This is a genomic window from Pseudomonas sp. DP-17 (genome assembly GCF_022380625.1).
Lineage (GTDB): Bacteria > Pseudomonadota > Gammaproteobacteria > Pseudomonadales > Pseudomonadaceae > Pseudomonas > Pseudomonas nitroreducens_A.
On the sequence record NZ_JAKSXG010000001.1, the window covers coordinates 1,099,108 to 1,120,981 of the forward strand.

Consider the following 21,874-nt stretch of genomic DNA (forward strand, 5'->3'; position numbering starts at 1 on the left):
AGCAGGTGCTGGCGTTTTTTATTGCCCGCAAGGAAAGTACAGCGCGCTACAGGCCATAGCGCGCGCGCAGCACCTGCGCATACTTCTCCCACTCTTGCAGCACCAGACGACCGGCCGGCGTGGCATTGACCAACTGTTCGCTCATTGCCGCGGCAAAGTTATCCAGCGTATTCGGCGCGCCGCACTCGGCCCGACTCAAACGCGCACGGCAGAAGTCCTGCCATTGTTGCTGTTCCGTGGCATTCAAAGTTTCCGGGAAATTCCGCGCCCGATAACGGAAGAGCAGTTCCGGAAGTCGCGCATCGTCGAATGGCCATTGTTCTTTCGCCAGCCGCGAGGGATCGGCCTGGCGCACCTGCTCGCACAATCTTTGGTCCCGGTCCCCGATAAATCCGTCATACAACTGCTGTTCGGGATCTTCACTGCCGGCGAAACTTTCCTCGGCATACAAGGGCGCGAGTTTGTCCTGCCAGTTCGCTTTCGCATCGGTCAGCGTCCGCGCCGCCGCCAGGCAGGCGTCGAGGTCCAGGCCGATGCGTTCACGATCCTGCGGACGCAACACGGACAGCGGCGCCACGACGGGGCATTTGTTGATGTGCAAAAGCTTCAGCGGCACCGGCAGCTCGCCCTCGGCCAACTCATCACGACGGGTATAGAGGCGCTTGCGCAGGGCTTCCGCGTCCAGTTCCAGCAGGGGCGACACATCGGCGCCCAGGTCGCAGACGATCAGCGCGTTGCGGTTGCGCGGGTGCCAGCCCAGCGGCAGCACCACCGACAGATAATGACGGGCGCCGGAGAACATGCCGGAGATGTGCACCATCGGTTGCAGCACGCGCACCTGATCGAGCACGCCCTGCTTGCCGCGCAAGCGATAGAGGTAGTCGTAGAGCCTGGGCTGGCGGTCGCGTACCAGTCGCGCCAGGGCGATGGTGGCGCGCACGTCGGACAGGGCATCGTGGGCCTGCCCGTGGTCGATGCCGTTGGCCGCGGTGAGTCGCTCCAGCTTGAGGCTGACGATGCCGTCCTGCTGCGGCCAGACGATGCCTTCGGGGCGCAGGGCATAGGCGGTGCGCACCATGTCGATCAGGTCCCAGCGGCTGTTGCCGCCCTGCCACTCGCGGGCATAGGGATCGAAGAAATTGCGGTACAGGCTGTAGCGCGTCACCTCGTCATCGAAACGCAGGGTGTTGTAACCCGCCACGCAGGTGGCCGGCTGAGCGAGCTCGGCATACAGGCGGGTCATGAATTCGGCTTCGCCCAGGCCGCGCTCCTCCAGGCGATCCGGGGTGATGCCGGTGACCAGGCAGGCCGCCGGGTGCGGGAGGATGTCGTCACTGGGGCGGCAATAGAGGTTCAGCGATTCGCCGATCTCGTTGAGATTTTCGTCCGTGCGGATGCCGGCCACCTGCAGCGGACGGTCGCGGCGCGGGTCGATACCGGTGGTTTCGTAGTCGTACCAGAAGATACTGGCGTTCATTGTTTTTCCTTGCCTGCAAGCGAGTGCGTCGCAGTCTAACAGTGCGACCTGCCACACTTCCAAAACGCCTCGCTGGCACATGGACAGCCCAGACCTTTATGATGGGCGTCGCAAGGACACACCCACTGGAAAGGACTTTCCTCATGCAAGACATCGCTGCACAAAATCCCTACAGCGCCCCGCTGAGCAATCTCGAGCCGGGCGCAGCGCATGGTTCCGTGCCGTCACTCGCCGACGCCCTGAGCCGCGGCTACGACTTCCGCATCGGCGACCTGCTGGGCGAATCCTGGCGCCGCACCAAGGGCACCAAGGGCTTGATCATCGGCGGCTTCGTGGTCTTCTACGCAGCGATCTTCGCCCTGGTCAACGTGCTCAGCCTGTTCCTCACCGTGGTCGGCGTCGCCGGCATCGCCGGCATGGGCCTGCTCGGCGACAGCGAAGCCGCGGGCGGCATGGCGGTCGGCGCACTGGTGGCCTTCTTCATCGGCTCCATCGTCCTGAGCTTCGTCGCCACGGCGGTGTGCTACCCGCTGCTGGCAGGCGTGAACATGCTCGGCATCCGCCGTGCTGCCGATCAGCCGCTGCGCTTCAACGAGGTCTTCAGCCACTTCGGCCGCACCTTCCAGGTGGTGGTCTGCGTGCTGTTGAGCACCCTCATGATCTTCATCGGCTACTTCCTCTTCGTGCTGCCGGGCATCTACCTGAGCATCGCCTACATGCTGGCCATCCCGCTGGTGGTCGAACGCGGCCTGTCGCCCTGGGCGGCGATGGAAGTCTCGCGCAAGGCCATCACCCAGCACTGGTTCAAGGTGTTCGGCCTGCTGCTGGTGTTCGGCCTGCTGTTCATGCTCAGCACCCTGACCCTGGGTATCGCGCTGATCTGGGTGATGCCTTGGCTGATCGTCGCCATTGGCGTGCTCTACCGCACCATCTTCGGTGTTCTGCCGCCCAAGGCCTGAAACCCGGCTGGAAGTGGCGCCCTGCGCCCCTTCCGCACCTTCGGGACGAGCCACACCGAGCGTCGCCCGCATCACCGGCATTAGCCTGCCTTACCCACTCCCGCGCCGTTACCGACCCGAGCCAAAGGAGCAAACCATGACTACCGATACTTCCTCCAACCCCTTCGCGCCGCCCACCAGTTCGCTGCAGGACCCTGTCGCCAGCGGCACGGTGCCGAGCATCGAGGAGGCCCTTGCCCGCGGCTACGACTTCTCCATCGAAAGCCTGATCAAGGATGCCTGGCAGCGTGTCAACGGCACCAAGGGGCCGATTATCGTCGGCTTCATCATCTACATGGTCATCGTGCAGGCGATCAGCTTCGTCCTGGGCATGGTGCTGGGCCTGGGCTACGTCGCCAGCGGCTCCGAGGCCGGCTTCGGCATGGCCATCCTGCAACTGGTGGTAGGCATACTCGCGGCGGCGGTCGGCTACCCGTTCCTCGCCGGGATCAACATGCTCGGTATCCGCCGCGCCGCCGACCAACCCATCTCCTTCAACGAGATGTTCAGCCACTTCGGGCTGTTCGTGCCGCTGTTCATCACGGGTCTGGTGATGACCCTGCTGGTCTACCTCGGCGTGCTGTTCCTGCTGCTGCCCGGCATCTACCTGAGCGTCGCGTACATCCTGGCGATCCCGCTGGTAGTGGAGCGCAAGCTGAGCCCCTGGCAGGCGCTGGAAGCCTCGCGCAAGGCGATCACCCAGCACTGGTTCAAGGTCTTCGGGATGTTCCTGGTGCTCGGCGTAATCCTGATCGTCAGCGCCATTCCGCTGGGCATCGGTCTGATCTGGACGCTGCCGTTGTCGATCATTGCCATCGGCGTGCTCTACCGCACCATCTTCGGTGTCCTGCCGCCCTCGCCCTAAGACAGCATCGGCCAATCCTGCCAGCGCGGTTGCCTCGTCGCACCGCGCTGGCTAGCATCTGGCACCTACGCCATCGACAGCGGTTTCCCTTGAGCCCAGCAGACCTCCATTCCAACGCGTCTCCCCAGGCGCCCGTCCTGGATACCCGCTACCACGTGGAGACCCCGGAAGGCATCGACCTGCTGCTGCGTCCCGCCGGTGTCGTGCCTCGCGCCCTCGCCTACCTGATCGACCTGGGTATTCGCATCCTGCTGATGGTGGCGCTGTTCATGCTGCTCGCCTTCCTCGGCGAACTGGGCACGGGCCTGGGCCTGATCCTCACCTTCATCATGACCTGGTGGTACATGGTGCTTTTCGAAGTGCTCAACCAGGGCCGCTCCCCCGGCAAGCAGGTGATGGGGCTGCGCGTGGTGCACGACGACGGCACCCCCATCGGCTGGTCCGCCTCGCTGCTGCGCAACCTGCTGCGCTTCGCCGATATCCTGCCGTTCGCCTACACGCTCGGCCTGCTCAGTTGCCTGTCCAACTCCGGCTTCAAGCGCCTGGGCGACCTCGCCGCCGGCACCCTGGTGATCTACCGCGACCCGCCGCCGAGCCGCCCGCAGGTGCCGCAGACCACGCCCGAACTCGCCCCCTGGCCCCTGAGCCTGGAGGAGCAGCGCGCACTGATGAGCTTCGCCGAACGCGGCACGCAGCTTTCGGCCGCTCGCCGTGAAGAACTCGCCGGCATCCTCGCGCCGCCACTGGGCATCGCGCCCGAACTGGCCGAAGCACGCCTCAACCGCATCGCCAGCGGCCTGCTGGGCAACGGGACGGGCCACCCATGAAGCAGGCCTACTTCGAACAACGCCACCAGGGCAGCTGGAAGCGTTTCGCCAAGCGCCTGGAACAACTGGAAGGCGGCAAGCGCCAGGAGCCCAGCGACAAGCCCGAGGAGTTCGCCGCCGACTACCGGCGCATCTGCCAGCAGCTTGCCCTGGCCCAGGAACGCGGCTACAGCAGCCACCTGATCGACCAGCTGCAGCAGCTCGCCATGCGCGGGCACCAGCAGTTCTACCGCCACCGCAGCCACCTGGGTGCGCGCATCCTCGGCTTCCTGGTCGCCGGCTTCCCGCGGCTGGTGCGTGAGGAGTGGCGCTGCATCGCCCTCGCCAGCCTGCTGTTCTATGGCAGCCTGCTGCTGATGGGCGTACTGGTCTATCACTTCCCCGACCTGGTCTACAGCGTCATGACGCCGGAGCGCGTCTCCGAGATGGAATCGATGTACTCGCCGGACACCACGCGCCTGGGTCCCATTAGCACGCGCGATGCCGGCGATGACTGGCAGATGTTCGGCCACTACATCATGAACAATATCGGCATCGCCTTTCAGACCTTCGCCAGCGGCCTGCTCTTCTGCGTCGGCAGCCTGTTCTTCCTGCTGTTCAACGGCGTGGTGATCGGCACCGTCGCCGGTCACCTGACCCAGGTCGGCTACATCGAGACCTTCTGGTCCTTCGTCATCGGCCACGGCGCCTTCGAGCTGACCGCCATCACCTTCGCCGGTGGCGCGGGCCTGAAGCTCGGCTGGGCGCTGCTCTCCCCCGGCCGCCTGAGTCGCCTCGAAGCCCTGCGCCAGGCTGCCTCCCGCGCCGTGCAGCTGATCGGCGGGGTGATCCTGATGCTGCTGATCGCCGCCTTCGTCGAGGGCTACTGGTCCTCCATCACGCACTTTTCGGCGACGGTGAAGTACGGGGTCGGCGCCTGCCTGTGGCTGCTGGTGGCCAGCTATTTCCTCCTTGCCGGACGGAGACGCCATGCGCCTGACTGACGCCAGCGTCGCCATTCGCCCGCGCAGCGCCTGGGAGGCGCTGGACCTGGGCATCCTCCTCGCTCGTCGTCACGCCGGCGTGCTGATGGCCAGCTGGGCTATCGTCACCCTGCCGGTATTCGTGCTGCTGTCCGTGCTGCTGTGGAACTACTCCAGCTGGGCGATCCTGATCTTCTGGTGGCTCAAGCCCGCCTTCGAACGCCTGCCGCTGTACATCCTGTCGCGCTCGCTGTTCGGCGACACGCCAACGCTCAGGGAAGCGCTGCGTGCCTTCCCCGGCCTGATCAAGGCGCAACTGCTGCCCAGCCTGCTCTGGCGTCGCTTCAGCCCGACCCGCAGTTTCGACCTGCCGGTGCTGCAGCTCGAAGGCCTCGCCGGCCAGGCGCGCAGCCAGCGCCTGGTGGTGCTCGGCCAGCGCAATGCCGGCGGCGCCACCTGGCTGACCATAATCGGCATGCATTTCGAACTGGCGCTGTGGCTGGGCCTGACCACGCTGATGTACCTGATGCTGCCCAACCAGTGGGTCGAGGACTGGGAATGGAAGTCGCTGATCAGTGCCGCACAAGGCGACTGGGCGTGGCTGGAGCACATCAGCAACCTGATCTACGCCCTGCTGCTGATCGTCTGGGAACCGGTGTACGTCGCCTGCGGCTTCACCCTCTACCTCAACCGCCGCACCGAACTGGAAGCCTGGGATATCGAGCTGGTATTCCGCCGCCTGCGCCAGCGCCTGGTCGGCAGCGCCTATGCCCTGCTGCTGGCAATGGCCGGCGCGTTCGTCCTGCTGCCAGCCGACGACGCGTTGGCTGCGGGCTCGGATACCAGCAGCAAGGCCAGCCAGAGTTGCCCGCTGCCCGATCAGAACCCCGACGGGCCCCAGGGCGCGCGGCTGACCCAGCAGAAGCTCAACAGCGAGGACTCGCGCAGCGCCGCGGAAAAGATCCTCGCCGCGCCGCCGTTCAGGAACAGCGAGCAAGTCACCCGTTGGCGTCTTCACGAAGACAAGAAAGAACAGAAGCCGGCAGACCCGGACGAGGCCAAGCGGCTGAAGAATTTCTTCGAGGCGCTGGGCAACTGGAAGGCCTTCAAGTTCGCGGCGCAAGGCATCGAAGTGCTGCTCTGGGGCCTGCTGTTCACGGTCATCGCGTTGGTCATCTGGCGCTACCGCGAATGGCTGCGGCTGTTCGTCGAGCGCATCGGGCTGCCGCAGAAGCCGCGCCGCGAAGCACCCAGCGTGCTGTTCGGACTGGACCTGGCGCCCGAAACCCTGCCCTGCGACGTCGCCAGCGAAGCCGAGCGCCTGTGGGACGAGCAACCCCGAGCGGCGCTCGGCCTGCTCTATCGGGCCCTGCTCAGCCGCCTGCTGCACGACTTCCGCGTGCCGCTGCGCGAATCGACCACCGAAGGCGAAGTGCTGGTGCGCGTGGCCGAGCTCAACGACCCGCCGCTGGACAATTTCGCCCGCAGCCTGACCCAGCAGTGGCAGACCCTCGCCTACGGCCACCGGGCGCCGCGGGCTGAACTCAAGCAGCAGCTATGCGGCGAATGGCGTCATCTGTTCGGCACCGAGGTGCGGGCATGAAGCGCAGCAACCTCGTCCTGCTGGTGCTGCTCGCCGTGCTCGTGCTCGGCGGCATCGGCTACTACCTGTACCGCAACCTCGAGCCCTACACCGAGACCATCGAGCACGGCGCCTCCCCGCAAGCCCGCGCCAATCCCTATCTCGCCGCCGAGATGTACCTGCGCGGCCGCGGCATCCGAGTCACCACCGCCCACGGCATGGAAGTGCTGGACAAGCTGCCGAGCAAGGGCCAGACCCTGATCCTGCTGGGGACCCGCGAGAACGTCACGCCTACCCAGAACGCCCGTTTGCTCGACTGGGCCAATCGCGGCGGCCACCTCATCGTCACCGCCGAGAGCCTGTGGGACGAAGAAGAAGGCAAGAGCGGCGACGCGCTGCTGGACCAGTTGGGCGTGCAGCAATTCCTCACCGCCGACCTGAAGGACAAGGAAGAGGAAAAATCCACCACGCCCGAAGAAGATTCAGCAGTTGCGTCCCAGGACGAACAGCAGGAAGAAACGGACAAGCCGGAAGCGGAAGAAGATCATCCCGACCAGGCTTCCAGCGCCCACGAAAGCGAGGCAGCGGAAGCCGATCCCTACCCCGAGCTGACCAAACTCTACCTGGAGAACGAGAAGGCCCCGGCCTACATCGACTTCGACACCGACTACCACCTGTTCGACTCGAAGAACCTCGCCTACGCCTGGGCCAACAGCGCCGACTCCACCCACCTGCTGCAACTGCAACAGGGCCAGGGGTTGATCACCGTGCTCACCGATAACTGGATCTGGCAGAACGGCGAACTCGACGCCTACGACAACGCCTGGCTGCTCTGGTACCTGACCCAGGACAGCGCCGTCACCCTGGTCTATCGCGCCGACGGCACCAGCCTGATGACTTTGCTGATGCGCTACTTCCCCCAGGCACTGCTGGCCGCCGTCCTGCTGCTCGTTCTGGTGCTGTGGCGCAATGGCCTGCGCCAGGGCCCGCTGCAGCCCAACCCGGACCGCAGCCGCCGGCAACTGGAAGAACACCTGCGCGCCGGCGCCGACTTCATCCTCCGCCAGCGCGGCCAGCTCGCCCTGCTGCAGGGCCTGCAACGTGACGTGATGCGCCGGGCGCGGCAACGCCAGCCCGGCTTCGACCGCCTGCCGGTCGCCGAACAATGGCAAGCTCTGGGCCGCATGACGCGCATGCCGGTCAGCGCCATCAGCCAGGCCATGCGCCCCTATCCGCAACAGCGCATGGCCGTCGCCGAATTCACCCGCCAGGTCGCGCACCTGCAAAGCCTCAGGAATGCCCTATGAGTGACCAACCTGAACAGCCCGCTACCCCCACACCCAATGCGGCAGCCCAGCGCCAGCGCGCCAGCCAGTTGGCCCAGGCACTGCGCCACGAACTGCAGAAGGCCCTGATCGGCCAACAGGAGGTGATCGACGACGTGCTCACCGCCCTGCTCGCCGGCGGCCATGTGCTCATCGAGGGCGTTCCCGGCCTGGGCAAGACCCTGCTGGTGCGCGCCCTCGCCCGCTGCTTTGACGGCGGTTTCGCGCGCATCCAGTTCACTCCCGACCTGATGCCCAGCGACGTCACCGGCCACGCGGTGTACGACCTGGCAACCGAGCAGTTCAAGCTGCGCAAGGGCCCGGTGTTCACCCATCTGCTGCTGGCCGACGAGATCAACCGCGCGCCGGCCAAGACCCAGGCCGCCCTGCTGGAAGTGATGCAGGAGCGCCAGGTCACCCTCGAGGGTCGCGCCCTGGCCGTGCCGCAGCCGTTCATGGTGCTGGCCACGCAGAACCCCATCGAGCAGGAAGGCACCTACCCGCTGCCTGAAGCCGAGCTCGACCGCTTCATGCTCAAGCTGCGCATCGACTATCCGCTGGAAGGCGAGGAGCAGACCCTGGTGCGCCAGGTTACCCGCTCGGCGCGCAGCGACATGCTCGACGTGGCGCCCATGCGTGCCCTGCTCAAGGACAAGGACGTGCTGGCCCTGCAGAAGATCGCCGCCGACCTGCCCATCGACGACCAGGTGCTCGACTACGCCGTGCGTATCGCCCGCACCACGCGTAACTGGCCGGGCCTGGCGCTGGGTGCCGGACCGCGGGCCTCGATCGCCCTGGTGCGTTGCGCCCGCGCGCGCGCCCTGCTGCGCAGCGGCGATTTCGTCATCCCCGACGACGTCAAGGGCAGCGCCCTGGCCGTGCTGCGCCATCGCGTGCGCCTGTCGCCGGAACTGGAGATCGAAGGCCTGTCGGTAGACCAGGTGCTGCAACAGCTGCTCGACCAGGTACCGGCGCCGCGCGTATGAAACCCTCGCGCGCGCTCCTCGCGCTGCTCGGCGTCCTGCTGGCGATCGCCATCGCCCTGGGGGCGGCGCAGGCACTGGACTTGGGTTCGGCGCTGCTCGGTCGCCTCTGGTGGGGTGCGCTTTGCGCGCTGATCCTGCTGGCGCTGGCCGATGCCCTGTGGCTGCGCCGCACGCCGTCGCCCGAGCTGAGGCGCCAGCTCAGCGGCAACCTGCCGCTGGGCCGCTGGAGCGAGGTGCGCCTGCAATTCCATCACCGCTATGCCCAGCCGCAACGCATCACGGTATTCGACCACCTGCCCGCCGGCATGGACTTCGAATATCTGCCGCAGACCGTGGAGCTGCGTCCCGGCGAGCAGACCGAACTGGGCTATCGCGTGCGCCCGCTGTCCCGTGGGCATTTCGTCTTCCCGCGCTGCGAGATCGAACTGTCCAGCCCGCTGCGCCTGTGGAAAGGGCGGCGCTACCTGGAGCAGCGCGACGAAACCCGCGTCTACCCGGATTTCGCCCGCCTCTACGGCGCCGAACTGATGGCCGTGGACCACTGGCTCAACCGCATCGGCGTGCGCTCCGGGCAGCGCCGTGGGCTGGGCCTGGATTTCCACCAGCTGCGCGAATTCCGCGACGGCGACACCTTGCGGCAGATCGACTGGAAGGCCACCGCGCGCAAGCGCACGCCCATCGCCCGCGAGTACCAGGACGAGCGCGACCAGCAGATTCTCTTCCTGCTCGACTGCGGCCGGCGCATGCGCAGCCACGACGGCGACCTTTCGCACTTCGACCACTCGCTCAACGCCAGCCTGCTGCTGGCCTACGTCGCGCTGCGCCAGGGCGACGCGGTGGGCCTGATGACCTTTGCCTGCGACCAGCCACGCCATCTGCCGCCAGCCAAGGGCAGCGCCCAGCTCACCGCCCTGCTCAACAGCGTCTACGACCTGCGCAGCAGCCAGCGCCCGGCGGACTTCCCCGCCGCGGTGCAGGCCGTGCTCACCCGCCAGCGCCGCCGCGCGCTGGTGGTGATAGTGACCAACCTGCGCGACGAGGATGACGAGGAACTGGTGGCGGCGGTGAAACGCCTGGGCCGTCAGCACCGTGTGCTGGTGGCGAGCCTGCGTGAGGAAGTCCTCGACCGCCTGCGCCAGTCGCCGGTGGAAGGTTTCGAGGAAGCCCTGGCTTACTGCGGCGCGGTGGATTACCTGAACGCCCGCGCCGGGCTGCACGAGAAGCTGATGGCCCATGGCGTGCCGGTGCTCGATGCGCGGCCGAGCCAGCTGGGGCCGGAACTGATCAGCCGCTATCTGGGCTGGAAGAAGGCTGGCGCGCTGTAGCGTCGCGGCAAATCCGGACGCCAACTCCCTGGAGTCCCACACCGTGCAGATCGGTCAGCGCGTCCTGCGCTTCAGACCGACTCCACCTGCCGGCGAAAACTGAAATAACGGCGCAACGCATCGACCAGCTCGACGTATTCCATTGGTGGCGCCGCCAGGCTGAAACCCGAATCGTAGTGACCTGGATTGACGTCCTCGCGGCACCATTGGCAGGTGGCGGCGAACTCGATCAGTTGCAGCTTGCCGTCGTGGCTGGGGATCTTCAGGCGCATTTCGAAGCGGCCGCCCACCAGCATCGGCAGCTGGCTGATCAGGAGCAGCCCATCCAGCGACACGTTGCCCAGGTAACCCATCGGTTTGTCGGTGATGCTGTTGAACACCTTCAGGTAGTAGGGCAGCTGATGGCGCTCGATATGTCGTTGATGACGCATAATGGCGTTTCGCTATGAGATATCGTCCAGTATGACGATGCCGCCCCCGCAGGGCCAGTCCTAACGACAACCTTCCGCCAGCCGTGCGCTAAGCGCCTGACGAGCGGCGTTGAGCTGTGCATCGCTGTAGTAAGTCCTTTCACCACTGCCGTCCTGCGTGAAGTAGCGCCCGCCGTGACTGATTGACTCCAGGTCATGGCGCCACTGAGCGCACTGCTGGTCCAGCTTGGCCTGCTGCTCCGCTGCCTGGTTCCGGGCGGCGGCGCTTTCATCTCGACGCGCGTCGTAGAAGCGGCGGGTACGCTCTTCGCGCTCGCGGGTCGCCGCATCACGTTCGACGACCTGCGGCTTGACCTCGACGCGTTGCGCCCCTGGCGGTGGCGTTTCGCTGAAGTGCACCTTTCCCTGAGCGTCGGTCCAGCGGTAGATATCCGCCGAAGCCAGCAGGGGGAAACACCAGGCACAAAGCCACAGGGCGCGCATTGCTACCTCCTTGCGTGAAGCATCCATGAGATTAGCCAGCTATCGGCCCGCCTCAAGTCGGCCCACGACCGCCGGTCAGGGCGTAGCCGGGTAGGTGCGCGAGTCGCCGGGAAGACGGCCGTTGAGCCGAAGCGTTTCCAGCCGCGCCTTGGCCCGGTAAGCATACTCGCTGGTGGGATAGCGGGCGATGATGAACTGGTAGGTCTGCGCCGCATCAACGTAGAACTTCTCACGCTCCAGGCACTGACCGCGCAGCATGGAGATTTCCGGCTGGATCCACGGCCGCGCGCGGGCCTTGCGCTCGGTCTCCGAAAGCTCCAGCTGCACACGCTGGCAATCGCCGCTCTTGTACGCGCGATAGGCGTTGTTCAGGTGATAGTTCATCGACCAGCTGGTGCAGCCGGTAACACTCAGCGCCAGCAGCGCGAGGAAAAGGGTTCGCATGGGCATATCCTCCGTTGGGAAGTGTATCGGCCCGTCTTGGCCGTACTGTAGCCCGCCACTAGACTCACGTGGACTTCGCCTTGGCGCAAAGGAGTTGCCATGCGTTTCGCACATTCCCTGTCGATTGCCCTGCCGTTCGCCGCGCTACTGCCCTGGCTCGCCGCCTGCGCCCCTACCACGCCGCTGTTCGTCGCGCAGATCACCACCGGTGAAGTGGCCGAATACAAGCAGCTGAAGAACAAGCGCATGACCGCCGCCGTGGAAGAGGAAGGCGACCTGCTGACCTACAGCGCCCAGGCCATTCGCGACGGCAAGAGCGCGGATGCCGAGAAGCTCTACCTCACCGGCTACGACAACACCCACTATGGCCCGGAAGTGCGCGCCATCGCGCTGTACCAGATCGGCCTGATCTACATGAGCCGCTACAACGACCAGCGCGACGATCGCAAAGCCATGGATTATTTCCAGCGCATCGACCGCGAGTTTACCGGCACCAAGGCTGCCGAACACGCCGACGCCCGCGAGCTGATCATCGCCCAGCGCGCCAAGGACCCGGTACAGAAAACCGCCAGGCAGCTGCTGGCCGACTGGCAGCCGCAGTACAACCTGGACCTGAACAAGCCGACCCTCGACCCGGACATGACCCTGCTGTCGCGCCGCGCCGTACTCAAGGGCCGTGTCGACGAAGCGGCGCAGCTTTACCTGCTGGGCGCCAATGACCCGGCCATTCCGCCGGACATCCGCGAAAAGGCGCTGTACCAGCTTGGCCTGATGTACATGGCGCCGGACAATCCCCATCCGGACCGCGAGAAGGCCATCGCCTACCTGCGCCGCCAGCTCGCCGAATTCCCCAGCGGGGAACTGGCCGCCAAGGGTGCCCGGCATCTGGACCGCGCACTGAACCAGACCTCGCCGCGCAGCTGATGGCAGGACCGGCGCACCGCTGAGCCAGGTCAAGGCGCGCGGCCGGCGCCAGTGTCTACGCTTGCCCTGCAAAGAACGCAGAGCGCGCGAGGACTCCGCCATGAAGCTGCAGCACCTGCTCGTCATCATCGACCCCACCCGCGAGGACCAGCCCGCCCTCACCCGCGCCCGCTGGATCGCCCAGCGCTGCGGCGCACGTCTGGATCTTCTGGCCTGCGAGTACAACCCGGCGCTGGACAATGCCCTGCTGCTGGAGCGCGGCGACCTGGACGCTGCCCAGCGCAACCTGCTCGACGAACGCCTGGCCTGGCTGCAGCAACTGGCCGCGCCGCTGCGCGACTCCGGCCTCGACGTGCACTGCCAGGTGCGCTGGGGCAAGTCCCTGCATCACCAGGTGGTCCTGCACTGCGAACAGACCACGCCGGACCTGGTGCTCAAGTCCGCGCACCACCACAACCTGCTCAAGCGCCTGTTCCTCACCAACAACGACTGGCAGCTGATCCGCCATTGCCCACAGCCGCTGTGGCTGGTGCAGCACGGCGAGTGGGCCGGGAAAAACCTGTGTGCCGCCGTCGACCCGCTGCATGCCGGCGATGCCCCGGCCGCGCTGGACCATCGGCTGATCAGCGTGGCTCGCGAGCTGGAGCAGCGCCTGCAGCTCGATGCCCACTACCTGCACGCCTATATAGCCCTGCCGCACACCCTGGCCTTCAATGCCGAGCTGCTGGCGGACTACGATAACTATGTGGCGCGCACCGAGGCCCACCACCGCGAAGCCTTCGACACGCTGCTGGCAGACTATCCACAGATCGATCGCCGGCTCACCCATCTGGGCCAGGGTTTCGCCGAAGAAGTGATTCCGGCTTACGTGAAAGAACAAGCCATCGACCTGCTGCTGATGGGTGCCGTCGCCCGTGGCCAGCTCGACAATGCGCTGATCGGCCAGACCGCCGAGCGGGTCTTCGAGGAAGTCGAATGCGATCTGTTGGTGATCAGGCCTGCCCCTGAGCGGGCTACCTGAAAGAGTCATCCGAAAGAGAGTAAGATGGCGCCCTGGCCGTTCCGGACCCACTCCGGGAACGGCCTGACCGCTGCTTTCCCCTAGGAGTCCCGCATGTCCCTTCGCCGCACCAAGATCGTCGCCACCCTCGGCCCAGCCAGCAATTCCCCCGAAGTCCTGGAGCAGCTGATCCTCGCCGGGATCGATGTCGCCCGCCTGAACTTCTCCCACGGCACTCCCGACGAACACCGCGCGCGTGCCCAGCTGGTGCGCGACATCGCCGCCAAGCACGGTCGCTTCGTAGCGCTGCTGGGCGACCTGCAGGGTCCGAAGATCCGTATCGCCAAGTTCGCCAACAAGCGCATCGAACTGGCCGTCGGCGACACCTTCCGCTTCTCCACCAGCCACCCGCGCACCGAAGGCAACCAGCAAGTGGTCGGCATCGACTACCCGGACTTGGTGAAGGACTGCGGTGTAGGCGACGAACTGCTGCTGGACGACGGTCGCGTGGTCATGGCGGTGAAGGAAGTGAAGGCGGACGAGCTGGTCTGCGAAGTGATCATCGGCGGCCCGCTGTCCGACCATAAAGGCATCAACCGCCGTGGCGGCGGCCTCACCGCGCCGGCCCTGACCGAAAAGGACAAGGCCGACATCAAGCTGGCGGCAAGCATGGACCTGGACTACGTCGCCGTATCCTTCCCGCGTGACGCCAAGGACATGGAATACGCCCGCCGCCTGCTCACCGAAGCCGGCGGCACCGCCTGGCTGGTGGCCAAGATCGAGCGCGCCGAAGCCGTGGCCGACGACGAAGCCCTCGACGGCCTGATCCGCGCCAGCGACGCCGTGATGGTGGCCCGCGGTGACCTCGGCGTGGAAATCGGCGATGCCGAACTGGTGGGCATCCAGAAGAAGATCATTCTGCACGCACGCCGCTACAACAAGGCGGTGATCACCGCGACCCAGATGATGGAGTCGATGATCCACAACCCGATGCCGACCCGCGCGGAAGTCTCCGACGTGGCCAACGCCGTGCTCGACTACACCGACGCCGTGATGCTCTCGGCCGAATCCGCCGCCGGCGAATACCCGGTGGAAGCGGTCAAGGCCATGGCGCGCATCTGCGCCGGCGCCGAGAAGCACCCGACCACCAAGAAGTCCAGCCACCGTATCGGCCAGACCTTCGAGCGCTGCGACGAGAGCATTGCCCTGGCAGCCATGTACACCGCCAACCACTTCCCGGGCATCAAGGCGATCATCTGCCTGACCGAAAGCGGCTACACCCCACTGATCATGTCGCGCATCCGCTCGTCGGTGCCGATCTTCGCCTACTCCCCGCACCGCGAAACCCAGGCCCGCGTGGCGCTGTTCCGTGGCGTGGAGACCATCCCCTTCGATCCGGCTGCCCTGCCGCCGGAGCGCGTCAGCCAGGAAGCCGTCGACGCGCTGCTGCAGCGTGGCGTGGTGACCACGGGTGACTGGGTGATCCTGACCAAGGGCGACAGCTACACCGCCCAGGGCGGCACCAACACCATGAAGGTGCTGCATGTGGGCGACCTGCTGGTCTGATCCTGCTGTAATGAAAAAGAAAAGGCCGCCCCGGGGCGGCCTTTTGCTTTGCGGTTGCTCAAAGGGCAACCAATCGGCTGAAAGCCAGACGCCACGTGGCTTCGGCACCTTGGCCCCAAGCTTATCCACAGCACCTTCCACACCTTATGTGGGCAACCTGCGGAACATCGTTCAAATACCGTTCAATCTCTTGCAGGCCACGGCTGGCGGGAGGTAGCCGGGTTGCCCCAGAGCTTATCCACAGCGCGTTCCACAGATTGTGTGAGCAACCTGCCTCAGAGGAACTTCGAGAAGTCCGGCTGACGGCGCTGGGTGAAGGCGCTCAGCGCTTCATGGGCTTCCGGCGAATGCAGGCGCTGCACGAAGTGCTGGCCCTCTTCCGCCACCACGCGGCGCAGTTCCTCGATGAAAGGTGCCTTGAGCAGGCGCTTGCTCAGCGCCACCGCGACCGGCGGCAACTGCTGGAAAGCCTGGCAAACCTCGCGGGCACGCTCCAGCGCAGCCGCACCGTCTTCCAGCGCCTCATTGGCGATGCCGTAGGCCACGGCCTGCTCGCCGGAGAATCCTTCGCCGCGCAGCAACAGGCTGGAAGCCTTCACCGGGCCGACCAGGCGCGGCACCAGGAAACTGGAACCGAACTCCGGGCACAGGCCCAGGTTGACGAAGGGCATCTTCAGCTTGGCGCCCTTGGCGATGAATACCTGGTCACAATGCAGCAGCAGCGTGGTGCCGATGCCCACGGCGGGGCCGGCGACGGCGGCGACCACCGGCTTGGTGAACTCCATCAGTGCGCGCATGAAACGGAACACCGCGCTGTCCGGGCCGCTCGGCGGCTCCTGGAGGAAATCAACGATGTCGTTGCCGCTGGTGAAGCACTCGGCGTTGCCGGTGATCAGCACCACACGCACCGAACGATCCTCCTGCGCCGCTTCCAGGGCATCGGCGAGCCCCGCGTACATGGTGCGGGTCAGCGCGTTCATCTTGTCCGGACGGTTCAGGCGCAGGGTCAGCAGGCCCTCTTCGCGCTCGACGAGAATCTGTTCGCTCATGGCATTTCCTTGTTCTTATTGAAGGGAGAGGACCGGTTCAGGCGTGGGGCAAGAACAGGTCGGCCAGCGTCTGGCCACGGGGCACGCCGCAGAGGTAAAGACGGCGTGCGAAAGCATCGACACTGGCAGGATGGCCGCAGAGTAAGGCGAGGGTTCGCCGCGAAACAAGCCGGAGTTGCGCCAAAACCTCGGCCGACTCGGCCGTGGTCATCAGCGTGACATCCAGCTCCGGATGACTCGCGGCCAGGGATTGCAGGGGCTCGGCCAGGTAATGGCCGTCGCGGTCATGGGCCTGGTGAATGACGCGGATCGGCCCGCTGTGATGCTGCCGCAACGCTTCGCGCAGCACACCCCAGAGTGGCGCCAGGCCGGTACCGGAAGCCATCAGCAGCATGGGCCGCTCGTGCCACTCCGGGTCGTAATGCAGCGCGCCGCCGCGCAGTTCACCCAGGCGCAGCTCGTCGCCAACCTTCAGACTACGGGCAAAATCGGCGAAAGCACCGCGGTCGCGGCAGTCAATGTGGAATTCGAGCCAAGGGTCCAGCCCCGGCACGCTGGCCAGCGAGTACGGGCGCGCTGTGCCATCGGCGCTCCAGAGAACCAGGTGTTGCCCGGCGCGGTAGCGCAGCGGGCGTTGCGGGGTGAGGCGAAGGCGCAGCACGTCCTGCGCCGGCCAGTCCAGTTCGGCGACCTTCGCGGGCAGGCCATCGCGTTGCGGGTCGAAGGCTTCCACGCTGAGGTCTTCGATGACCCTGCATTGGCAGGACAGTCGCCAGCCTGCTTCGCGCCGCGCGCTATCCAGGGCATCGGGCAGGGCATCCAGCACCTCACCCCGGGTGCAACGCACCAGGCAGGCGTGGCAACTGCCGGCCCGGCAGCTGTAAGGCACAGCGACGCCGGCCCCGCGCAGGGCATCGAGCAGGTTGACTCCGGGGCTGACCGAAAAGCGTTGCGATCCGGCCTGTATCTCAGGCACGCGTCCACTCCCATGCGGCATCGCAGCGGTTGCGCCCGCTGCGTTTCGCACGGTAGAGCGCCTGGTCGGCCCGTTGCAAGGCCTCGTCAAGATCATCGTCGGCGTCGAGCAGCGTCATGCCCGCCGAGAGGCTGAGCACTTCGATGTTCACCCCCACCGGCTCCGCCGCCCCATAGGCCATGCGCAGGCGCTCACAGCAGGTGGTCAGGCGGTCGGCGTCGGCGTCAGGCAGCAGCAGGACGAACTCCTCCCCGCCGTAGCGCGCCAGTATGTCGCCTTCTCGCAGGCACGCCCGCGCCACCGCTGCGAAGGTCTGCAGCACGCGATCGCCGGCGGCATGACCATGGACATCGTTGATCCGCTTGAAGTGGTCCAGGTCGATCAGTGCCAGACCATGGCGCTGGCCGGGACGCATTTCCTCCAGCGCGCGGCCGGCCAGGCGCAGAAAGTGCCGGCGGTTGAACAGCCCGGTGAGTTCGTCGGTGGCCACCAGGTCTTCGAGCTGGCGCATCATGCCGCGCAGGGTGTCCTGGTGCGCCTGCAGGGCGTAGCGGCGCTGGCGCATGCGTTGGCGCAGCGACTGCACGTAGCCGGCGAACAGGCTCAGCCAGGTCAGCACGATGAACAGCACCAGCAACTGCAGCACCGCCTGGGCAGGCAGTTGCAAGCGTTGCTGGAAGGCTTCGTGAAGATTGAGTCCGGCGAAGGCAATGAAGGCCAGGGCCGCGCAGCGGGCGAACACCCGGGGCTGCAACTGGAACACGCCGAACAGCAGGATCAGCACGTAGAGCACCATCAGCGTGCCGCGTGCGCTGTCGACATTGGCCAGGAACAGTGTGTGCCAGACCACCGCCACCAGCACCTGCGGCTCGGTCATGCTCGGGTCGTTGAAGCGCTGGTTGCGCCCGCTGAAAAACAGCCAGGCGAACACCACCTGGCTGCCGGCCACCAGCAGCGTGCAGGTCAGGGCGAAGCTGGCGGGGGCGCGGTAGAACTCGCCGAACACGGCCAACCACAACAACAGCAGCGCCAAGGCATAGGTCCCGAGGGCCATGCCGAATCGCCTGATGAGTAGTTTTTGTAAGGCGTGCTGCTTCAGAGGTGGTTTCAGCGTGCTCATGGGGCTCCGTCCCGTAATGGCACCTGGCCTTCACTCTACTATCAAAGCGCCCCAGTGCCTAGCCGATCGGAATGTGGGCGACCGAAGGCCTTCCTTTACCGAGCCGGCACTGTCTGCGGAGCCATCTGGGACCAAGGTCGGATCACTGGCGGGTGCGCGGCGAGCGGCCGCAGCGGTATACTACGGCGCCTTTTTTCGCCGGAACCGTGCCGGCGTACTCCCGACGTAACAGGCCTTGCGCCTGTATTTCCTGCCTGAAGAGGACCGTGCTCCATGGCCGTGATCAAGCAAGACGACCTGATCCAGAGCGTCGCCGATGCCCTGCAGTTCATCTCCTACTACCACCCGGTTGATTTCATCCAGGCCATGCATGAGGCCTACCTGCGTGAAGAATCGCCGGCCGCCCGGGACTCGATGGCGCAGATCCTGATCAACTCGCGCATGTGCGCCACCGGCCACCGCCCGATCTGCCAGGACACCGGCATCGTCACCGTGTTCGTCCGCGTCGGCATGGATGTTCGCTGGGACGGCGCCACCATGAGCGTCGACGACATGATCAACGAAGGTGTACGTCGCGCCTACAACCTGCCGGAGAACGTCCTGCGCGCCTCCATCCTGGCCGACCCGGCCGGCGCGCGTAAGAACACCAAGGACAACACCCCGGCGGTGATCCACTACTCCATCGTCCCGGGCAACACCGTGGAAGTGGACGTCGCAGCCAAGGGCGGCGGCTCCGAGAACAAGTCGAAGATGGCCATGCTCAACCCGTCCGACTCCATCGTCGACTGGGTGCTGAAGACCGTTCCGACCATGGGCGCCGGCTGGTGCCCGCCAGGCATGCTCGGCATCGGCATCGGCGGTACCGCCGAGAAGGCCGCGGTGATGGCGAAGGAAGTCCTGATGGACGAGATCGACATCCACGAACTGAAGGCCCGCGGCCCGCAGAACAAGATCGAGGAAATGCGCCTCGAGCTGTTCGAGAAGGTCAACCAGCTGGGCATCGGCGCCCAGGGCCTGGGCGGCCTGACCACTGTGCTCGACGTGAAGATCATGGACTACCCGACCCACGCAGCGTCCCTGCCGGTCTGCATGATCCCCAACTGCGCCGCCACCCGCCACGCGCACTTCGTGCTCGACGGTTCCGGCCCGGCCGAACTGGAAGCGCCGTCCCTGGACGCCTACCCGGAAATCGTCTGGGAAGCCGGCCCGTCCGCGCGCCGCGTCAACCTCGACAGTATCACCCCGGAAGAAGTGCAGAGCTGGAAGCCGGGCGAGACCATCCTGCTCAACGGCAAGATGCTCACCGGCCGCGACGCTGCGCACAAGCGCATGGTCGACATGCTGAACAAGGGCGAAGAGCTGCCGGTGGACCTCAAGGGCCGCTTCATCTACTACGTCGGCCCGGTCGATCCGGTCGGTGACGAAGTGGTTGGCCCGGCGGGCCCGACCACCGCGACCCGCATGGACAAGTTCACCCGCCAGATCCTCGAGCAGACCGGTCTGCTGGGCATGATCGGCAAGTCTGAGCGCGGCCCCATCGCCATCGAGGCGATCAAGGACAACAAGGCTGTCTACCTGATGGCCGTAGGCGGCGCCGCCTACCTGGTCGCCCAGGCGATCAAGAAGTCCAAGGTCCTGGCCTTCGCCGAACTGGGCATGGAAGCGATCTACGAGTTCGAGGTGAAGGACATGCCGGTGACCGTTGCGGTCGACACCAATGGCGAGTCGGTGCATATCACCGGCCCGGCCATCTGGCAGAAGAAGATCGCCGAGAACCTGGCGGTGGAAGTGCAGTAATCACTGCGTGACCGCTCCCTGAAAAAGCCCGGCCATGTGCCGGGCTTTTTCATGCCGGTGCGATCCGTACTTTCTCCGCAGGGGCAGGCCAATCGCGGACAAACCCGCTCCTAGACCTGCGGCTGCGGTGTTCTTCTGTACAAGCGGAGCTTGCCCGCGAACAGCGTCACCGGGAACGCCGCGGCTGGGCGGGTGAATTCAGAGCAGGGTTTCCAGGGTCGACTGGATGGCCTCGGTGCGTTCTTCGATTTGCTCGGCCGCCGAGGCAGGCTTGAAGTTTATGTTCAGCACACCCGATTCCAGTGCCACTTTGCTGCGGTAATCTCCCGTCGAAGCCTGGCGGGAGTCGTAGCGGACCACGACCCGCTTCAGCTTTTCCTGCACCGCCTGTTTGCCCTGGTGATAGGAGGTCAGCATCTCCAGCGCCTCGGCCAGCGGTACGAAGTACACGTTGGTCCAGTAGTCCTCTGTACCGTAGTTCGCGGCCTGCCCCGGCAGGGCGATGCTTTCCCAGTCCACCTCGACAGGCAAGGCAAAGCCGGCGGACTCGTGGATGTCGCGCAGTTGCTCGACGAATGCCGTCTGCTGATAGGCCGTGATCGCTTCGCGCTCCACGGAGCTGGGCTCGGCGATCGACAGGCCGACAATGCCTCCCGCCAGCAGGGCAGAGAGGAGCAACGAGCGGATACTGGATGACATGGAGAAACTCCTGGAAGCTGGCAACGCAGCAGTCTAGGAAGACCGCACCAACATCCGGGATCGGACTATTCGGCAATTACCGTGCGTGGAAGCTGAATCAGGACGCGCTGCGCGGGACCCGGCTCAGCTCCACCACATTGTCTCGCCGCTGGGCGAGGAAGCGCGTGCAGCTCACCCGCAGGAAGGAAGCGAAGTTCACCACCTCCCCGCGGTAATCCATCACTTCGTCATAGAGCTTGGTGATCAGCTGGTTGGTGGTCATGCCGTCCACCTCGGCGATCTCGCGCAGGATGTCCCAGAACTGGTTCTCCAGCCGCAGCGTAGTGACCACGCCCCGGATACGCAGCGAGCGCGAGCGCGACTCGTAGAGAATCGGGTCGGCCTTTACATAGAGTTCGCACATGGACAGCAGCTCCAGCTTCGATGACGGGCCAGTTTACAGGCTGATCTTCGTGCCCAGTACCTCGAGGAATTTCGCCAGCCACGCCGGATGCGCCGGCCAGGCGGGGGCGGTGACCAGGTTGCCGTCGACATGGGCGGCGTCGACCGGGATGTCCACGTATTCGCCACCGGCCAGGGTCACTTCCGGGCCGCAGGCCGGGTAGGCGCTGCAGGCACGGCCCTTGAGCACACCAGCAGCGGCCAGCAGCTGGGCGCCATGGCAAACGGCGGCGATCGGTTTCTTCGCCGCATCGAAGGCTTTCACCAGCTCGATCACTTTCGCATTCAGGCGCAGGTATTCCGGGGCGCGGCCGCCAGGGATCAGCAGCGCGTCGTAGTTCTCGGCGCGCACATCGGCGAAGTTGGCGTTGAGGGCAAAGTTGTGACCCGGCTTCTCGCTGTAGGTCTGGTCGCCTTCGAAATCGTGGATGGCAGTGCGGATGCTCTGACCGGCCTTCTTGTCCGGGCAGACGGCATGGACGGTGTGTCCGACCATCAGCAGCGCCTGGAACGGCACCATGGTTTCGTAGTCTTCGGCGTAGTCGCCGACCAGCATCAGGATCTTCTTCGCGGCCATCTTGGGCATCCTCCCGGCAG

22 protein-coding genes are annotated in these 21,874 nt (G+C 65.7%); 12 read left to right on the forward strand and 10 right to left on the reverse strand.

Features of this window, described 5'->3' with window-relative positions:
* Positions 1-46 precede the first annotated feature (46 nt).
* Positions 47-1,477 carry an exodeoxyribonuclease I gene (gene sbcB, locus MJ122_RS05180; RefSeq protein WP_239742659.1) on the reverse strand — a complete coding sequence of 477 codons (1,431 nt, stop codon included), beginning with the start codon at positions 1,475-1,477 and terminating at the stop codon, positions 47-49.
* 143 nt (positions 1,478-1,620) lie between these two features.
* Between sbcB and MJ122_RS05185 the strand changes: the two genes are divergently transcribed.
* The 8 genes from MJ122_RS05185 to MJ122_RS05220 all read left to right on the forward strand — a co-directional run bounded on the left by MJ122_RS05185 (position 1,621) and on the right by MJ122_RS05220 (position 10,347).
* Positions 1,621-2,436, forward strand: a complete 816-nt coding sequence (locus MJ122_RS05185; protein ID WP_088419279.1) for a hypothetical protein — start codon at positions 1,621-1,623, stop codon at positions 2,434-2,436.
* Positions 2,437-2,572: 136 nt separating this feature from the next.
* Entirely contained in the window at positions 2,573-3,340 is a 768-nt protein-coding gene (locus tag MJ122_RS05190) for a DUF975 family protein (RefSeq protein WP_239742661.1), read from the forward strand.
* Between the two features lie 89 nt (positions 3,341-3,429).
* Positions 3,430-4,167, forward strand: a complete 738-nt coding sequence (locus tag MJ122_RS05195) for an RDD family protein (RefSeq protein WP_239742663.1) — start codon at positions 3,430-3,432, stop codon at positions 4,165-4,167.
* Entirely contained in the window at positions 4,164-5,150 is a 987-nt protein-coding gene (locus MJ122_RS05200; protein ID WP_239742665.1) for a stage II sporulation protein M, read from the forward strand. Before MJ122_RS05195 ends, MJ122_RS05200 begins: the two co-directional genes overlap by 4 nt.
* On the forward strand, positions 5,137-6,732 hold the full coding sequence (locus tag MJ122_RS05205) for a DUF4129 domain-containing protein (protein ID WP_239742667.1): 1,596 nt from the start codon (positions 5,137-5,139) through the stop codon (positions 6,730-6,732). The genes MJ122_RS05200 and MJ122_RS05205 overlap by 14 nt, the downstream gene beginning before the upstream one ends.
* Complete coding sequence (locus tag MJ122_RS05210) at positions 6,729-8,018, forward strand: DUF4350 domain-containing protein (RefSeq protein WP_239742669.1); 1,290 nt, start codon at positions 6,729-6,731, stop codon at positions 8,016-8,018. Before MJ122_RS05205 ends, MJ122_RS05210 begins: the two co-directional genes overlap by 4 nt.
* Complete coding sequence (locus MJ122_RS05215; protein ID WP_088419267.1) at positions 8,015-9,022, forward strand: MoxR family ATPase; 1,008 nt, start codon at positions 8,015-8,017, stop codon at positions 9,020-9,022. Before MJ122_RS05210 ends, MJ122_RS05215 begins: the two co-directional genes overlap by 4 nt.
* A complete protein-coding gene (locus tag MJ122_RS05220) occupies positions 9,019-10,347 on the forward strand; it encodes a DUF58 domain-containing protein (RefSeq protein ID WP_239742672.1) in 1,329 nt (442 codons plus the stop codon). Before MJ122_RS05215 ends, MJ122_RS05220 begins: the two co-directional genes overlap by 4 nt.
* A gap of 71 nt (positions 10,348-10,418) precedes the next feature.
* Here MJ122_RS05220 and MJ122_RS05225 read toward each other — a convergent pair whose 3' ends face one another.
* From MJ122_RS05225 to MJ122_RS05235, 3 genes are all read right to left on the reverse strand, one after another.
* Positions 10,419-10,778, reverse strand: coding sequence for a PilZ domain-containing protein (locus tag MJ122_RS05225; protein ID WP_017519702.1), 360 nt, complete (start codon positions 10,776-10,778; stop codon positions 10,419-10,421).
* A gap of 60 nt (positions 10,779-10,838) precedes the next feature.
* Positions 10,839-11,261 carry a DUF4124 domain-containing protein gene (locus MJ122_RS05230; RefSeq protein ID WP_088419263.1) on the reverse strand — a complete coding sequence of 141 codons (423 nt, stop codon included), beginning with the start codon at positions 11,259-11,261 and terminating at the stop codon, positions 10,839-10,841.
* 75 nt (positions 11,262-11,336) lie between these two features.
* The gene (locus tag MJ122_RS05235) at positions 11,337-11,705 is read right to left on the reverse strand and encodes a lipoprotein (protein WP_024762630.1); all 369 of its coding nucleotides are present in this window, start codon (positions 11,703-11,705) and stop codon (positions 11,337-11,339) included.
* A 99-nt stretch (positions 11,706-11,804) separates the two neighbouring features.
* Here MJ122_RS05235 and MJ122_RS05240 point away from each other — a divergent pair, with 99 nt between their 5' ends.
* From MJ122_RS05240 to pyk, 3 genes are all read left to right on the forward strand, one after another.
* Positions 11,805-12,629 carry an outer membrane assembly lipoprotein YfiO gene (locus MJ122_RS05240; protein WP_239742674.1) on the forward strand — a complete coding sequence of 275 codons (825 nt, stop codon included), beginning with the start codon at positions 11,805-11,807 and terminating at the stop codon, positions 12,627-12,629.
* Positions 12,630-12,729: 100 nt separating this feature from the next.
* Positions 12,730-13,650, forward strand: coding sequence for a universal stress protein (locus tag MJ122_RS05245; RefSeq protein WP_239742676.1), 921 nt, complete (start codon positions 12,730-12,732; stop codon positions 13,648-13,650).
* A 93-nt stretch (positions 13,651-13,743) separates the two neighbouring features.
* Positions 13,744-15,195, forward strand: coding sequence for a pyruvate kinase (gene pyk / locus MJ122_RS05250; RefSeq protein WP_017519697.1), 1,452 nt, complete (start codon positions 13,744-13,746; stop codon positions 15,193-15,195).
* 275 nt (positions 15,196-15,470) lie between these two features.
* Here the strand turns inward: pyk and MJ122_RS05255 are convergent, their stop codons facing one another.
* The 3 genes from MJ122_RS05255 to MJ122_RS05265 are packed head-to-tail and all read right to left on the reverse strand — an operon-like array spanning position 15,471 to position 18,340.
* Positions 15,471-16,244 (reverse strand): enoyl-CoA hydratase-related protein, encoded by a 774-nt coding sequence (locus MJ122_RS05255; RefSeq protein WP_239742678.1) that lies wholly within the window; start codon positions 16,242-16,244, stop codon positions 15,471-15,473.
* 37 nt (positions 16,245-16,281) lie between these two features.
* On the reverse strand, positions 16,282-17,220 hold the full coding sequence (locus MJ122_RS05260; protein WP_239742680.1) for an iron-sulfur-binding ferredoxin reductase: 939 nt from the start codon (positions 17,218-17,220) through the stop codon (positions 16,282-16,284).
* Positions 17,213-18,340, reverse strand: coding sequence for a GGDEF domain-containing protein (locus tag MJ122_RS05265; RefSeq protein WP_088419253.1), 1,128 nt, complete (start codon positions 18,338-18,340; stop codon positions 17,213-17,215). The genes MJ122_RS05260 and MJ122_RS05265 overlap by 8 nt, the downstream gene beginning before the upstream one ends.
* A 273-nt stretch (positions 18,341-18,613) precedes the next feature.
* Here MJ122_RS05265 and MJ122_RS05270 point away from each other — a divergent pair, with 273 nt between their 5' ends.
* Positions 18,614-20,137: a fumarate hydratase gene (locus tag MJ122_RS05270; RefSeq protein ID WP_088419251.1), complete on the forward strand. Its 1,524-nt coding sequence runs from the start codon at positions 18,614-18,616 to the stop codon at positions 20,135-20,137.
* A 198-nt stretch (positions 20,138-20,335) separates the two neighbouring features.
* Here MJ122_RS05270 and MJ122_RS05275 read toward each other — a convergent pair whose 3' ends face one another.
* From MJ122_RS05275 to MJ122_RS05285, 3 genes are all read right to left on the reverse strand, one after another.
* Positions 20,336-20,836: a hypothetical protein gene (locus MJ122_RS05275; RefSeq protein WP_239742682.1), complete on the reverse strand. Its 501-nt coding sequence runs from the start codon at positions 20,834-20,836 to the stop codon at positions 20,336-20,338.
* Between the two features lie 97 nt (positions 20,837-20,933).
* Complete coding sequence (locus MJ122_RS05280) at positions 20,934-21,239, reverse strand: ribbon-helix-helix domain-containing protein (RefSeq protein WP_088419247.1); 306 nt, start codon at positions 21,237-21,239, stop codon at positions 20,934-20,936.
* A gap of 33 nt (positions 21,240-21,272) precedes the next feature.
* Positions 21,273-21,854 carry a DJ-1/PfpI family protein gene (locus MJ122_RS05285; RefSeq protein ID WP_239742683.1) on the reverse strand — a complete coding sequence of 194 codons (582 nt, stop codon included), beginning with the start codon at positions 21,852-21,854 and terminating at the stop codon, positions 21,273-21,275.
* Positions 21,855-21,874 lie beyond the last annotated feature (20 nt).